Source organism: Caldimonas hydrothermalis (assembly GCF_056746695.1).
In genome coordinates this window covers 72,331-86,683 of sequence record NZ_JBWQXA010000003.1, presented here as the reverse complement: position 1 = coordinate 86,683, position 14,353 = coordinate 72,331, and the positions used below count along the sequence as shown (strand labels likewise).

13 protein-coding genes are annotated in these 14,353 nt (G+C 67.4%); 8 read left to right on the top strand and 5 right to left on the bottom strand.

The annotated features are described in order from the left end of the window. From AC1ECW_RS05430 to pmbA, 3 genes are all read right to left on the bottom strand, one after another. Nucleotides 1-1,083 (bottom strand): TRAP transporter substrate-binding protein, encoded by a 1,083-nt coding sequence (locus AC1ECW_RS05430; protein ID WP_409709205.1) that lies wholly within the window; start codon nt 1,081-1,083, stop codon nt 1-3. Nucleotides 1,084-1,341: 258 nt separating this feature from the next. Beyond that, the gene (locus tag AC1ECW_RS05425; RefSeq protein ID WP_409709208.1) at nt 1,342-2,421 is read right to left on the bottom strand and encodes a TRAP transporter substrate-binding protein; all 1,080 of its coding nucleotides are present in this window, start codon (nt 2,419-2,421) and stop codon (nt 1,342-1,344) included. A gap of 184 nt (nt 2,422-2,605) precedes the next feature. After that, nucleotides 2,606-3,994 carry a metalloprotease PmbA gene (gene pmbA, locus AC1ECW_RS05420; protein ID WP_409709211.1) on the bottom strand — a complete coding sequence of 463 codons (1,389 nt, stop codon included), beginning with the start codon at nt 3,992-3,994 and terminating at the stop codon, nt 2,606-2,608. A gap of 100 nt (nt 3,995-4,094) precedes the next feature. Between pmbA and yjgA the strand changes: the two genes are divergently transcribed. Both yjgA and mog read left to right on the top strand, forming a co-directional pair. Next, nucleotides 4,095-4,658 carry a ribosome biogenesis factor YjgA gene (gene yjgA / locus AC1ECW_RS05415; protein ID WP_409709214.1) on the top strand — a complete coding sequence of 188 codons (564 nt, stop codon included), beginning with the start codon at nt 4,095-4,097 and terminating at the stop codon, nt 4,656-4,658. A 3-nt stretch (nt 4,659-4,661) separates the two neighbouring features. Beyond that, nucleotides 4,662-5,267 carry a molybdopterin adenylyltransferase gene (gene mog / locus AC1ECW_RS05410; protein ID WP_409709217.1) on the top strand — a complete coding sequence of 202 codons (606 nt, stop codon included), beginning with the start codon at nt 4,662-4,664 and terminating at the stop codon, nt 5,265-5,267. Here the strand turns inward: mog and cysE are convergent. Both cysE and AC1ECW_RS05400 read right to left on the bottom strand, forming a co-directional pair. Beyond that, nucleotides 5,260-6,057, bottom strand: coding sequence for a serine O-acetyltransferase (gene cysE, locus AC1ECW_RS05405; protein WP_481201490.1), 798 nt, complete (start codon nt 6,055-6,057; stop codon nt 5,260-5,262). The two genes, mog and cysE, sit on opposite strands and share 8 nt — an antisense overlap. Nucleotides 6,058-6,125: 68 nt before the next feature. After that, nucleotides 6,126-6,854, bottom strand: coding sequence for an RNA methyltransferase (locus AC1ECW_RS05400; protein WP_409709734.1), 729 nt, complete (start codon nt 6,852-6,854; stop codon nt 6,126-6,128). Nucleotides 6,855-6,997: 143 nt separating this feature from the next. Between AC1ECW_RS05400 and AC1ECW_RS05395 the strand changes: the two genes are divergently transcribed. From AC1ECW_RS05395 to AC1ECW_RS05370, 6 genes are all read left to right on the top strand, one after another. After that, a complete protein-coding gene (locus tag AC1ECW_RS05395) occupies nt 6,998-7,972 on the top strand; it encodes an inositol monophosphatase family protein (RefSeq protein WP_409709731.1) in 975 nt (324 codons plus the stop codon). Between the two features lie 50 nt (nt 7,973-8,022). Then, nucleotides 8,023-10,605, top strand: coding sequence for a DNA mismatch repair protein MutS (mutS, locus tag AC1ECW_RS05390; protein ID WP_481201357.1), 2,583 nt, complete (start codon nt 8,023-8,025; stop codon nt 10,603-10,605). Then, entirely contained in the window at nt 10,602-11,432 is an 831-nt protein-coding gene (locus AC1ECW_RS05385; protein WP_409710519.1) for a proteasome-type protease, read from the top strand. Before mutS ends, AC1ECW_RS05385 begins: the two co-directional genes overlap by 4 nt. Nucleotides 11,433-11,438: 6 nt before the next feature. Continuing rightward, complete coding sequence (locus tag AC1ECW_RS05380) at nt 11,439-12,269, top strand: alpha/beta fold hydrolase (RefSeq protein ID WP_409710522.1); 831 nt, start codon at nt 11,439-11,441, stop codon at nt 12,267-12,269. 93 nt (nt 12,270-12,362) lie between these two features. After that, nucleotides 12,363-14,018 carry a CTP synthase gene (locus tag AC1ECW_RS05375; protein ID WP_481201356.1) on the top strand — a complete coding sequence of 552 codons (1,656 nt, stop codon included), beginning with the start codon at nt 12,363-12,365 and terminating at the stop codon, nt 14,016-14,018. 27 nt (nt 14,019-14,045) lie between these two features. Further along, a complete protein-coding gene (locus tag AC1ECW_RS05370; protein WP_481201355.1) occupies nt 14,046-14,351 on the top strand; it encodes a DUF1330 domain-containing protein in 306 nt (101 codons plus the stop codon). Nucleotides 14,352-14,353 lie beyond the last annotated feature (2 nt).

The following is a 14,353-nucleotide window of genomic DNA, read 5'->3' as shown; positions in this document are numbered from 1 at the left end:
TCACAGCTTGGCGGCCTGCAGATAGCGGTCGAACTGCGCCTCGGTGAAGCGGAACCACAGGTTCTGGTCGCGACGGAAGTTCGCGTAGTCGGTGTAGACCTTCTTCCAGTTGGGGTTCTTGGCCGACAGGTCGGCATACAGGGCCATGGCTTCTTTGAAGGCGGCATCCATCACCGCCTTCGGGAAGGCCACCACCTTGGTGCCTGCCGCCACGAGCTGCTTGAGCGCCTCGGGGTTGCGCACGTCATACTTGGCCTGCATCTCCGTGTGCGCATAGGCGGCGGCCGATTCGATGATGGCCTTGTATTCGGATGACAGCCCTTCATAGGCCTTGGTGTTGACGTACAGGTCGAGCTGCGGGCCGCCTTCCCACCAGCCGGGGTAGTGATAGAAGGGCGCCACCTTGTTGAAGCCCAGCTTCTGGTCGTCGTAGGGCCCCACCCACTCGGCCGCGTCGATCGTGCCCTTCTCCAGCGCCTGGTAGATCTCGCCACCGGGGATGTTCTGCGGCACGCCACCCAGGCGCTCGATCACCTTGCCGGCAAACCCACCGACACGGAACTTCAGGCCCTTGTAATCGGCCACGGTCTTGATTTCCTTGCGGAACCAGCCGCCCATCTGCGCGCCGGTGTTGCCCATCGGGAAGCTGATGATGTTGTACTGCGCGTAGAACTCACGCATCAGCTTCAGGCCGTTGCCTTCGTACATCCAGGCCGTCATCTGGCGCGAGTTCAGGCCGAAGGGGATGGCACAGGCCAGCGCGAAGGTCTCGTCCTTGCCGAAGAAGTAGTACGGGGCGGTATGGGCCATCTCGACGGTGCCGTTTTGCACACCGTCGACCACGCCGAAGGCCGGCATCAGTTCACCCCCGGCATGCACCGAGATCTGGAACTTGCCACCCGACATTTCGCCGACCTTTTTGGCGAAGGACTCGGCGGCGCCGTAGATCGTGTCCAGCGCCTTTGGGAAGCTCGAGGCCAGACGCCAGCGGATGTTGGCCTGAGCCTGCACGATCGCCGGCGCAGCGCCAGCGGCCAGAACGCCAGCCAGGCCCGTGGTGCGGATGAAGGAACGACGTTCCATTGAAAGACTCCTGTGTGTCGAGGTGGAAGAAGACGAGAGACAAGGCTCGTGCGGGTGCCGCGAGCGTGCACGAATTCTAGGAGGGGGTTTTCAGCTTCCTGACAGGGTTTTACCCGTGCGCAACTTCACCTACGGGCAAGCCCTCGTCTCAATGTCAGGATTCTTTCAGCTTGACGGGAGGCGTGCGTGCAAGCCCCCAGAAAAAAGGCCCCGCCAAGCGGGGCCTCGTCCTGAACGCGGCAAGTCAGTTGCCGCCGCTCACAGCTTGGCCGACTGCATGTAGCGGTCGAACTGCGCCTCGGTGAAGCGGAACCACAGGTTCTGGTCGCGACGGAAGTTGGCGTAGTCGGTGTAGACCTTCTTCCAGTTGGGGTTGGAGGCCGACAGCTCCGAGTACAGCGCCATGGCTTCCTTGAACGCTGCATCGATCACCGCCTTCGGAAAGGCCTTGAGCTGGGTTTTGGCCGCCACGAGCTGCTTGAGCGCCACCGGGTTGCGGGCATCGTACTTGGCCTGCATGTCCACATGGGCGTAGGTGGCCGCGGCCTCGACGATGGCCTTGTACTCGGCCGACAGGGCCTCGTAGGCCTTGATGTTGATGAAGAAGTCGATCTGCGGGCCGCCTTCCCACCAGCCGGGGTAGTAGTAGAAGGGTGCCACCTTGTTGAAGCCCAGCTTCTGGTCGTCATACGGACCGATCCACTCGGCCGCGTCGATCGTGCCCTTCTCCAGCGCCTGATAGATCTCGCCACCGGGGATGTTCTGCGGCACGCCGCCCAGGCGCTTGATCACCTCGCCGGAGAACCCGCCAATGCGGAACTTCAGGCCCTTGTAGTCGTTGACCGTGTTGATCTCCTTGCGGAACCAGCCGGCCATCTGCGCACCGGTGTTGCCGCCGGCGAAATTGATGATGTTGTACTGCGCGTAGAACTCACGCATCAGCTTCAGGCCGTTGCCCTCGAACATCCAGGCGGTCATCTGGCGCGAGTTCAGGCCGAAGGGAATGGCCGCGCCGATCGCGAAGGTCGGATCCTTGCCGAAGTAGTAGTAGGGCACGGTGTGCCCCATCTCGACGGTGCCATTTTGCAGAGCGTCGACGATGCCGAAGGGAGGCATCAGTTCGCCGCCGGCATGCACCGAAACCTGGAACTTGCCGCCCGACATGTCGTGGACCTTCTTGGCGAACGCCTCGGCGCCACCGTAGATGGTGTCCAGCGTCTTCGGGAAGCTCGACGCGCAGCGCCAGCGCACCACGGGTTGGGCATGAACGACCGGGGCGACCCCAGCGGCGAGCACGCCGGCCAGGCCGGTCGTGCGGATGAAGGAACGACGTTCCATGAAAAGCTCCTGTATTGGTCTGTGTGAAGCGCCCGCAGGCGGCGCGATTCTAGGAGGGCGCCCAGCGGCACGGGCCGGGGAGATTCCGGCTGGAGGAATCACGGAGTCCGGCCGAATTTTCAGGTCTTGCTCAGGACAACGTGATAGAACTCGACACGGCCTCAAGCGTGCTTTCAGGCTGGTGTCAGGAACCGGCCACCTTCATCCGCTCGACGAGCACCGAGCCAATGGTTTTCGAGCCCAGCGTGTAGGCATCGGCCCCCACGGCGACGATGTGCTTGAACATCTCGCGCAGGTTGGAGGCGATGGTGATCTCCTGCACCGGATAGGCGATGCGGCCGCCCTCCACCCAGAAGCCGGCCGCGCCGCGGGAGTAGTCACCGGTCACGTAGTTCACACCCTGGCCCATGAGTTCGATCACGAACAGGCCCCGGTGCAGCTTGCGCAGCATGGCATCGAGATCGTCCTGCGGCTGCGTGAGCCGGCTCGTCAACCGCAGGTTCTGCGACCCGCCGGCATGCCCGGTGGTGCGCAGGCCCAGCTTGCGTGCCGAGTAGCTCGACAGGAAGTAGCCCTGCACGACACCGGCCTCCACCACCCGGCGCGCGCGGGTGAGCACCCCCTCGTCGTCGAAGGGAGCGCTGCCTTTGCCCTTGGGGATGTGCGGGTCCTCGAGGATGTCCACATGGTCCGGGAAGACCTGGCGGCCCAGACTGTCGACCAGGAAGGACGCCTTGCGGTACAGCGCCGCACCGCTGGTGGCCTGCACAAACCCGCCCAGCAACCCGGCGGCCAGCGTCGACTCGAACAGCACCGGACACTCGCAGGTCGGGATCTTGCGGGCATGCAGCCGCGACAGGGCACGCTCGGCCGCGTAGCGGCCCACCGCCTCGGGCGAGGCCAGCTCGGCCGGGTCGCGCATCGAGCTGTACCAGGCATCGCGCTGCATGTGCGCGCCGCGTCCGGCGATGGGGGCCACCGACAGCGAGTGCCGCGAACTGGCATAGCCCCCCCGGAAGCCCCGCGTATTGCCGGCGAAGAAGTGCGACTGCTGGGCCGACACCCCCGCCCCTTCGGAATTGGTGATGCGCTTGTCCACGGCAAAGGCGGCCGCTTCGCAGCGCAGTGCCAGCTCGGCCGCCCCGGCCGCGTCCAGCGCCCAGGGATGGAAGAGGTCCAGGTCGCGCTCGGCCGCCTCGCCCAGCGCCAGGTCGGCCTCATCGGGCAGGCCGGCGGCGGGATCCTCGGCCGTGAAGCGTGCGATGTCGTAGGCCGCCCGCACCGTCTGCTCGATGGCCGCGCTCGAAAAATCGGAGGTGCTCGCATTGCCGCGGCGCTGGCCGATGTAGACCGTCACGCCGATGGATTTGTCGCGGTTGCGCTCGACGTTCTCAATGCTGCCCTTGCGCACCGACACCGACAACCCCACCCCTTCGGAGACTTCGGCGGCCGCATCGCTGGCGCCCAGCCTGTGCGCCAGGGCCAGGCTCGTTTCCACGAGTTCGCGGAACTGGTCGCGGCTGTAGGCAAACCCGCTGTGGGCCGTGTCGGTGTGAGAGGCGGTGGAGACCATGGAGGATGTGAAGAGGATTGCAGCCAGGGGCAGGAAAGGTCCGGGCTTATGATAGCGACCACCGTGGCATCGAGCCCTGCCACACCTGCCTTGCCGACGCATGCCCCTGCCGCCCGCCCGCCCTTCCGACGCCCTCGCCCCCCCGCCCGCCGACGAGCGGCCGAGCAAGACCCGGCTCAAACAGCTCATGCATGAGCTGCAGGCCCTGGGCGAGGATCTCGTCCAACTGCCCGACAGTCGCTTCGAGAGGCTTGCGCTGCCCGAGGCCCTGGTCCATGCGGTGCAGGAGTACAAGCGCACCCGCTCACACGAGGGCCGGCGACGGCAGATGCAATACATCGGCAAGCTGATGCGCCAGATCGACCCCGAGCCCGTGCGAGAGGCCGTGGCCGAGATGAAGCTGGGCCGTGCGCTGGACAGCCTGGCGCTGCACGAAGCCGAGCGCTGGCGCAGCGAATTGCTGTCCGACGACGAGGCGCTCACCCGCTGGATGGCCGACCATCCCGACAGCGACGCCCAGCAGTTGCGCAGCCTGATCCGTGCCGCCCGCCGGGATGCTGCGGCCTCGCCTGAGCAGCGCAGCGCCCGCGCCTACCGCGAACTCTTCCAGTATCTGAAAGGCCGCCTCGCGACCGAGCCGGCCCCCTCCGACGAGGACGCCTGACCCATGAGCAACCCGAGCTTCGACCCCGTGCGCATCGGTGTGGTCTCGATCAGCGACCGCGCCTCTCGCGGCGTCTACGAGGACAAGGGCATCCCGGCTCTGCAGGAATGGCTGGGGCGCGCGCTGCGCAACCCCATCGCCTGGGAAACCCGCCTCATCCCCGACGAGCGGGCCGGCATCGCGGCCACCTTGCGCGAGCTGGTGGACGAGCGCCGCTGCGACCTGGTGCTCACCACCGGCGGCACCGGCCCGGCCCCGCGCGATGTGACCCCCGAGGCCACGCTGGACGTGGCCGACAAGGAAATGCCGGGCTTTGGCGAGCAGATGCGCCAGATCAGCCTGCGCTTCGTGCCCACGGCCATCCTGTCGCGCCAGGTGGCGGTCATCCGAGGGCAGGCCCTGATCATCAACCTGCCCGGCCAGCCCAAGTCCATCGCCGAGACGCTCGAAGGCCTGAAAGACGCCGAAGGCCATCCCGTGGTGCACGGCATTTTTGCCGCCGTGCCCTACTGCATCGACCTGATCGGTGGCCCCTATCTGGAAACCGACGACGCGGTGTGCAAGGCGTTTCGCCCGAAGAACGCCGTGCGTGCCCCCCGGACTACTTGACCAACTGGTTCAGCGATTCGGCGTCGAACTGCTCGGTGGTGTGGGCATCGCTGGGCACGCAGTCCGGGCGGCGGCTGTTGGACAGCTTCTCGATGGCCTGCCACAGCAGGGCAATCTGATGCTCATGGCTGGCCGCGTTGTCCACCAGGCCGCGGATGGCCTGGGACACCGGATCGTCGCTCTGCGTCACGCCATAGGCCGAAAAGCCCATCTTGGCGGCCGCCTCCTCCCGCTGGGCATCGGCCTCCTTGTGCAGGATGCGCGCCGGGTTGCCCACCGCGGTGGCCCCCGGTGGGACTTCTTTCACGACCACGGCATTCGAACCGATCCGCGCTCCGTCGCCCACCGTGAAGCCTCCCAGCACCTGGGCATTGGCCCCCACGATGACACCACGTCCCAGCGTGGGGTGCCGCTTGGCCCCCTTGCTCAGCGACGTGCCTCCCAGGGTCACGCCCTGGTAGATGGTGCAGTCGTCGCCCACCTCGGCGGTCTCACCGATCACCACCCCCATGCCATGGTCGATGAAGACCCGCCGGCCGATGCGCGCGCCGGGGTGGATCTCGATGCCGGTGAAAAAACGATTCAGGTGCGACAGGAAGCGGCCGGTCCAGTGCAGGCCGTGCGTCCAGCACCAGTGCGCCAGCCGGTGCAGCGTGAGCGCATGCAGCCCGGGATAACAGGTGAGCACCTCCCAGGTCGAGCGCGCGGCGGGGTCGCGCTCCAGGATGCAGGCGATGTCTTCTCGGAGATGCTCGAACATGGTGGGGGGGGTCTTGAGTCGACCGGCGATCAGTGTAGCGGTGCGGCGTTCGCGCCGCAGGGGCCCGCCCCGGCGCCCTGATGCCGTCGGGGTCGGGATCAGCGTGGCGAGCGGCCGCGTTCGAGCATGGCCTTGGCGATGCCGCGCAGGATATGCACTTCCTCGGGCGTGAGGCCGGCGCGGTTGAAGAGCTGGTTCAGCCGAGGCATCAGCTTCTTCGGGGCCGCCGGGTCGAGAAAGCCGATCGCCACGAGCGCCTCCTGCCAGTGCGTCAACAGGCCCTGGACGGCCCGGCCATCGGCCCGCGCCGGATCGGCTGCGCGCGGCGGCGCCCCGAAACCGCCCAGCGCCTGGCGCCATTCGTAGGCGAGCAACTGCACGGCCTGGGCCAGGTTGAGCGACCCATACCCCGGGGCCGTCGGGATGCTCAGCACCGCATGGCAGCGGTAGACGTCCTCATTACTCAGCCCATGACGCTCCGATCCGAACACCAGGCCCACGGCATGATCACCGGCGGCCAGCGTCGCGAACAGCTCGCGCGGCGCCTGCGTGGGCGGGCCGAAATCGCGCGGGGTCATCGCGGTGGCGCAGGCGAAGGTGACGCCTTCCAGCGCCTCGGCCAAGGTGTCGACGATGCGCGCGCGCGTCAGGATGTCGGCCGCGCCGCTGGCCATCGCAACCGTCTCCTCCCGCACCAGCACGTCCGCAAAGCGCGGGCGCACCAGCACCAGCTCGGAAAAACCCATCACCTTCATCGCGCGGGCGGCGGCCCCCACGTTGCCGGGGTGGCTGGTCTGGACGAGGATGAAGCGGGTGACATCCGGCATCGGTGAGGCGGCGGCGCCCATCGGGCACCCTGGCAAGCTCATGGGTAGAATCGACATTATCTTTGCGCTGCGCCTTCTTCCAGGCCGGCCGACGCTCTTTTTTGCCGCCAGTTCCCTTGCCCGCGTCCGCACAGGTTCCGTCCATGTCCCAAGCGCTCCACCCCATGCTCAACACGGCCATCAAGGCCGCCCGCACAGCCGGCGCGATCATCAACCGCGCCTCGCTGGACCTCGACCTGCTGCGCATCAGCGCCAAGTCCTCGCCGAACGACTTCGTCACCGAAGTGGACCATGCCAGCGAGCAGGCCATCATCGAAACCTTGCTGACGGCCTATCCCGGCCACGGCATCCTCGCCGAGGAATCCGGGCGCGCCCACGGCAACAAGGACAGCGACCACGTCTGGATCATCGATCCGCTGGACGGCACCACCAACTTCATCCACGGCTTCCCGGTCTACGCGGTGTCTATCGCGCTGGCCGTGCGCGGCCAGATCCAGCAGGCCGTCGTGTATGACCCGGCACGCAACGACCTCTTCTACGCCTCCAAAGGCCGTGGCGCCTACCTCAACGACAAGCGCATCCGCGTGTCCAAGCGCGTGCGCATGACCGAGGCACTGATCGGCACGGGTTTCCCCTTCCGCAAGGGCGACAACTTCAAGCGCTACCTCAAGATGTTCGAGGAGATGAGCCAGGCCTGTGCCGGCCTGCGCCGTCCGGGCGCGGCCGCGCTCGACCTGTGCTACGTGGCCGCCGGCTACTACGACGGCTTCTTCGAGATGGGCCTGAGCCCCTGGGACGTGGCTGCCGGCGCCCTCATGGTCACCGAGGCCGGCGGCCTGATCGGCAACTTCACCGGCGAAAGCGACTTCCTGCACCAGCGCGAGGTGGTGGCCGGCTCGCCACGCATCTACGGCCAGATGGTGCAGATCCTGGCGCCTTACACCCGCGTCATCAAGGACGAAGGCGAGGACACCCCGGCCGCCGCCCCGCCGGCCCCTGCCGTGGTCAGCGCCCTGGCCGCCGCGATCGCTGCACCCCAACCCAAGAAGGGCCCGGTGCGCATCCGCAAGAACGAAACCGAGCCCAAGGCCACCCGCAAGGACGACGCGCCGATGTGACGCGGCGCGGGTGCGCCGAGCGCGCCCCTCCTCCACCGACTTCGCCGCCGATGCAGGACTTCAGCCAGCACACGCCGATGATGCAGCAGTACCTGCGCATCAAGGCCGAGTTCCCCGACACGCTCGTCTTCTACCGGATGGGCGATTTCTACGAGCTCTTCTTCGACGACGCCGTCAAGGCCAACCGTCTGCTCGACATCACGCTGACCACACGCGGCCAGACCGCCGGCCAGCCGATCGTGATGGCCGGGGTGCCGGTGCATGCGGTCGAGAACTATCTGGCCAAGCTGATCAAACTGGGCGAGGCCGTGGCGATTGCCGAGCAGGTGGGCGACGTGGCCACGGCCAAGGGGCCGGTGGAGCGCAAGGTGGTGCGCGTGGTCACGCCCGGCACCGTCACCGACGCTGAACTGCTGGCCGACAAGGCCGACACCCTGCTGCTGGCCCTGCACCGCCAGGGGGCCACCTACGGCCTGGCCTGGCTGGGCCTGACCCATGGACAACTGGGGCTGACCGAATGCTCGGGCCGCGAACTGGCGACCTGGCTGGCGCGCCTGAACGCCGCCGAACTGCTGGCCACTGGCGACGACCTGCCGCCGGCCGTCATCCAATCGCGTATCGCGCTCACGCGCCGGCCGGCCTGGCAGTTCGACCCGGCCCTGGGTCAGCGCAAGCTGTGTGAGCAGCTCAAGGTGGCCAGTCTGGCCGGCTACAACGCGCAGGACCTGCGCGTGGCCCACGGCGCGGCCGCGGCCCTGCTCAGCTATGCCGAGCACACCCAGGGCCGTGCGCTGGCCCATGTGAGCGAGCTGCGCGTGGAGCGCGCCAGCGACCTGCTGGAGCTGCCCCCGGCCACACACCGCAACCTGGAACTCACCCAGACCCTGCGCGGCGAGGACAGCCCCACACTGCTGTCGCTGCTGGACACCTGCCGCACGGGCATGGGCAGCCGGGCCTTGCGGCGTTGGCTCACCCATCCCCAGCGCGACCGCACCGAGGCCGAGCGCCGCCACGCGGCGATCGCCGCCTTCATCGACCACGGCACCGAGGCCTTGCGCGAGGCGCTGCGGCAGGTGAGCGATGTCGAGCGCATCACCGCACGACTGGCGCTGCGCCAGGTGCGCCCGCGTGAACTGGCCGGCCTGCGCGCCACGCTGCAGGCCCTGCCGGCCCTGCGCGCCACGCTGCCCGACGAACCCGCGCCGCTGCTGGCCGAACTGGCCGAGGCCCTGAGCCCCCCGCCGACCGTGGCCGACCTGCTGGGGCGGGCCCTGGCCGAGGAGCCCGCCGTCTTGCTGCGCGACGGCGGCGTGATCGCCCCGGGCTTCGATGCCGAGCTGGACGAGCTGCGCGCGATCAGCCAGAACTGCGACGGTTTCCTGATCGACCTGGAGGCGCGCGAGCGCGAGCGCACCGGCATCGCCAACCTGCGCGTGCAGTTCAACAAGGTGCACGGCTTCTACATCGAGGTCACCCAGGGCCAGATCGACAAGGTGCCGCCGGACTACCAGCGCCGCCAGACCCTGAAGAACGCCGAGCGCTACATCACGCCCGAACTCAAGGCCTTCGAGGACAAGGCCCTGTCGGCGCAGGAACGCGCACTGGCCCGCGAGAAGCTGTTGTACGAGCAACTGCTCGACGCCTTGCAGGTGCACGTGGCGGCACTGACCCGGCTCGCCCGCTCGCTCGCGGCCCTGGACGCCCTGGCCGCCCTGGCCGAACGGGCCATGACGCTGAATTGGTGCCGGCCCGAGTTCGTGCGCGAGCCCTGCATCGAGATCGAGCGCGGCCGCCACCCCGTGGTGGAGGCCCGGCTGCTGGAAACGGGCGCTGGCCCCTTCATGCCCAACGACTGCCGGCTCGATGCGCGCAAGCGCATGCTCATCATCACCGGCCCGAACATGGGCGGCAAGTCCACCTTCATGCGGCAGGTGGCCCTGATCGTGCTGCTGGCGGCCATGGGATCGTACGTGCCAGCCGCCTCCTGCCGGCTCGGACCCATCGACGCCATCCACACCCGCATCGGCGCGGCCGACGACCTGGCCAATGCCCAGTCCACCTTCATGCTCGAGATGACCGAGGCGGCAGCCATCCTCCACGGTGCCACCGAGCACTCGCTGGTGTTGATGGACGAGATCGGCCGGGGCACCTCCACCTTCGACGGCCTGGCCCTGGCCGGCAGCATCGCCAGCCATTTGCACGACAAGAACCGCTCGTTCACACTCTTTGCCACGCACTATTTCGAACTGACGGAGTTCCCGGTGAAGCATGAGCGGGCCTTGAACGTGCATGTCTCGGCCGCCGAGTCCGGCGACGACATCGTCTTCTTGCACGAGATCCAGCCCGGGCCGGCCAGCCGCAGCTACGGCGTGCAGGTCGCCCGCCTGGCCGGCATGCCGGCCAGCCTGGTCCGACAGGCGCGCGCCACGCTGGAAGCCTTAGAGGCCCAGCAGCGCGACAGCCAGGCCCAGATCGACCTGTTCGCCGCCCCCCCGCCGCCCGCCGAGGTGGCCGCCGCCCCTTCGGCCGTCGAAGAGGCCCTGGCGGCGATCCAGCCCGACGCGCTGTCGCCACGCGAGGCCTTGGAGGCCTTGTACCGTCTGAAAGAACTCCAGCAAGGCAGGCCCACATGACCTACTGCGTCGCCATGCGTCTGGACACCGGCATGGTGTTCCTGTCCGACTCGCGCACCAACGCGGGCCTGGACCAGATCTCCACCTTCCGAAAGATGACCGTCTACGAGCAGCCCGGCGAACGGACCATGGTGCTGCTGTCGGCCGGCAACCTGGCGATCACGCAGTCGGTACGCCAGCTCCTGCGCACCGAAACCATCGACGGCCCCGAGGGCCCTGTGTCGATCTGGAACTGCCGCAGCATGTTCGATGCCGCACGCATCGTCGGCGCCACCGTGCGCAAGGTCCATGCGCGCGATGCCGAGTCGCTCAAGAGCTTCGGTATCGACTTCAACGTCAACCTCATCTTCGGCGGCCAGATTCGGGGCGAAACGATGCGGCTGTTCAACGTCTATGCCGCGGGCAACTTCATCGAGGCCGGCCTGGACGGGGTGTGCTACTTCCAGATCGGCGAGTCCAAATACGGCAAGCCCATCATCGACCGCGTCATCACACCGGCCACACCGCTGGAGCAGGCGGCCAAGTGCGCCCTGATCTCGATGGACTCCACGCTCAAGTCCAACCTCTCGGTGGGGCTGCCGCTGGACCTGCTCATCTACGAGGCCAACTCCCTGCAGGCCTCTCGCATCATCCACATCGACGAGAACGACAGCTACTTCCGCATGATCCGCAGCACCTGGGGCCAGCGTCTGCGCGAGGTCTTCGAATCCATCCCCGATCCGGCCTGGGCCGCGCAGCCCGGAGAACCCAGCGCCGAGCGAGCCCCCTCACAGCAAGAACAGCAGGTTCTGCACCCGATCCGCAAGGTGCAAGCTCCCAACGCCTGACCCGCCATGAACCGCCACATCGTCTTCTCGCATGCCAACGGCTTTCCGGCCGGCACCTACCGCAAGCTCTTCGAAGCCTGGCGCGCGGCCGGCTACAGCGTCCATGCAGTGGAAAAATTCGGCCACGATCCGCGCTACCCCGTCACCAGCAACTGGCCCCACCTGCGCAACCAGCTCTTGCATTTCATCGAACGCGAAGTGGGCGAGCCCGTCTGGCTGGTGGGGCATTCGCTGGGCGGCTACCTCAGCCTGCTGGCCGCGGCCAAGCGCAACGACCTGGCGCAGGGTGTGGTGCTGCTGGACTCACCCATCGTCTATGGCCTCAAGGCCCATGGTGTGCGGCTGTTCAAGGCGGCCGGACTGATCCAGCGCGTCTCACCGGGGCGGGTGTCGCGCCAACGGCGCACCACCTGGGCCAGCGAGGAAGAGGCCCTGCGCCACTTCGCCTCCAAGCCCAACTTCGCCGTCTGGGACCCGGAGGTCCTGCACGACTACATCCGCGCAGGCACCCACGCCTTGGGCGGCCGGCGCGTGCTGAGCTTCCGCCGCGAAGTGGAGACCGCCATCTACAACTCCCTGCCCCACCACCTGCACTGGCTGTTGCGCCGCCGACCGCTGCCGTGCCCGGTGGCCTTCATCGGCGGCACCCGCTCGGCCGAGGTAAAGCAGGTGGGACTGCGCGGCACCGAGCAGGTCGTGCAAGGACGCCTGCAGTGGATCGAGGGAGGCCATCTCTTCCCCTTCGAAAAGCCGGTCGAGACCGTCCAGGCCGTGCTCGCGTGGCTGCAGCGCTTCGAGCAGGAGTCCTGCAGCCCGCACCAGGCCCGCGCCGCCTGAGCCCCGTTCACCGATCCTTCGGGGAGCCGGGCCGCTTGGCTTAAAATGCCGCTTTACCACCACAGCGCGGGTGAGGAGCCCGCGCTGCCCACAATGACCAAGTACGTCTTTGTCACTGGCGGTGTGGTGTCCTCGCTGGGCAAGGGCATCGCTTCGGCCTCGCTTGCCGCGATCCTCGAATCGCGCGGCCTCAAAGTCACCCTCATCAAGCTCGACCCCTACATCAACGTCGATCCCGGCACGATGTCGCCGTTCCAGCACGGCGAAGTGTTCGTGACCGACGACGGGGCCGAGACCGATCTCGACCTCGGCCACTACGAGCGCTTCATCACGACGCGCATGCGCCGGGCCAACAACTTCACCACCGGCCAAATCTACAAGAGCGTGCTCGAGAAGGAGCGTCGCGGCGACTACCTGGGCAAGACGGTCCAGGTGATCCCGCACGTCACCAACGAGATCCAGGAGTTCGTCAAGCGCGGGGCCGGCGTGGGCACGCCCGACGAAGTCGATGTGGCCATCGTCGAGATCGGCGGCACGGTGGGCGACATCGAGTCCCTGCCCTTCCTGGAGGCCGTGCGACAGATGAGCCTGAAGCTCGGGCCCAACAACACCGCCTTCGTGCACCTGACCTACGTGCCCTGGATCGCTGCGGCCGGGGAGCTCAAGACCAAGCCGACGCAGCACACCGTGCAGAAGCTGCGCGAGATCGGGATCCAGCCCGACGCCCTGCTGTGCCGCGCCGACCGCCGCATCCCCGATGACGAGCGCGAGAAGATCTCGCTGTTCACCAACGTCCCCGAATACGGCGTGATCTCGATGTGGGACGTGGACACCATCTACAAGGTGCCCCGCGTGCTGCACGAGCAGGGCCTGGACCAGCTCATATGCACCAAGCTGCACCTGAGCACCCGTCCGGCCGACCTGTCCAAGTGGGATCGCCTCGTGCATGCCGTCGAACACCCGCAGCGTGAAGTCACGATCGCGATGTGCGGCAAGTACGTGGACCTGTCCGACTCCTACAAGTCGCTCAACGAGGCGCTGCGCCACGCCGGCATCCACAACCAGGCCCGTGTGAAGATCGAATACGTCGACTCCGAGGAACTCACGCCCGACAACGTCGAGCGGCTCGGCCAGTACGACGCCATCCTCGTGCCAGGCGGCTTCGGCAAGCGCGGCGTGGAAGGCAAGATCCTCGCCGCCCAGTACGCGCGCGAGCACCGCATCCCCTACCTGGGCATCTGCCTGGGCATGCAGGTGGCCACCATCGAGTACGCCCGCCACAAGGCGGGCCTGACGGGCGCCAACAGCACCGAGTTCGACCCCCAGGCCCCGCACCCGGTGATCGCGTTGATCGACGAATGGCAGGATGCCGACGGCTCGATCCAAAAACGCGATGCCCACTCCGACCTGGGCGGCACCATGCGCCTGGGGTCGCAGAGTTCGGACGTCAAGCCCGGCACGCTCGCCCACGAGATCTACGGCGACGTGGTCACAGAACGCCACCGCCACCGCTACGAAGCCAACGAGAAGTACCTGCCGCAGCTCGAAGAGGCGGGCCTCGTGATCTCGGCGATCACCCAGCGCGAGAAGCTCACCGAGATCGTCGAACTGCCGCGCGACGTGCACCCCTGGTACATGGGCGTGCAGTTCCACCCCGAGTTCAAGTCCACCCCGTGGGGCGGCCACCCACTGTTCAACTCGTACATCAAGGCGGCACTGGACCACCAGGACCGTCGTCAGTCGGGCTGAACAGAGCCGCACCGCAAGGAGCAGCCCATGCCCGACGCCTACCTGATCGTGGAGATGAAGATCTCCGATCCGCAGCGCTACCAGCAGTACATGGCCGAGGCGCCTGCGGCCGTCAAGGCCGCCGGGGGGGAGTACCTCGTGCGCGGCGGCCGCCACGAAACCTTGGAAGGCGTCTGGCAGCCCCACCGCGTGGCGGTGCTGCGCTTCCCGTCGTATGAGCAGGCCAAAGCCTTCTATGACGGTGAGGCCTACACCCGCATCCGTGCGCTGCGCAGCGGTGCGACCGACTACTTCAACATGGTCCTGGTCGAGGGCGTTGCCGCCCCGGTCTGACC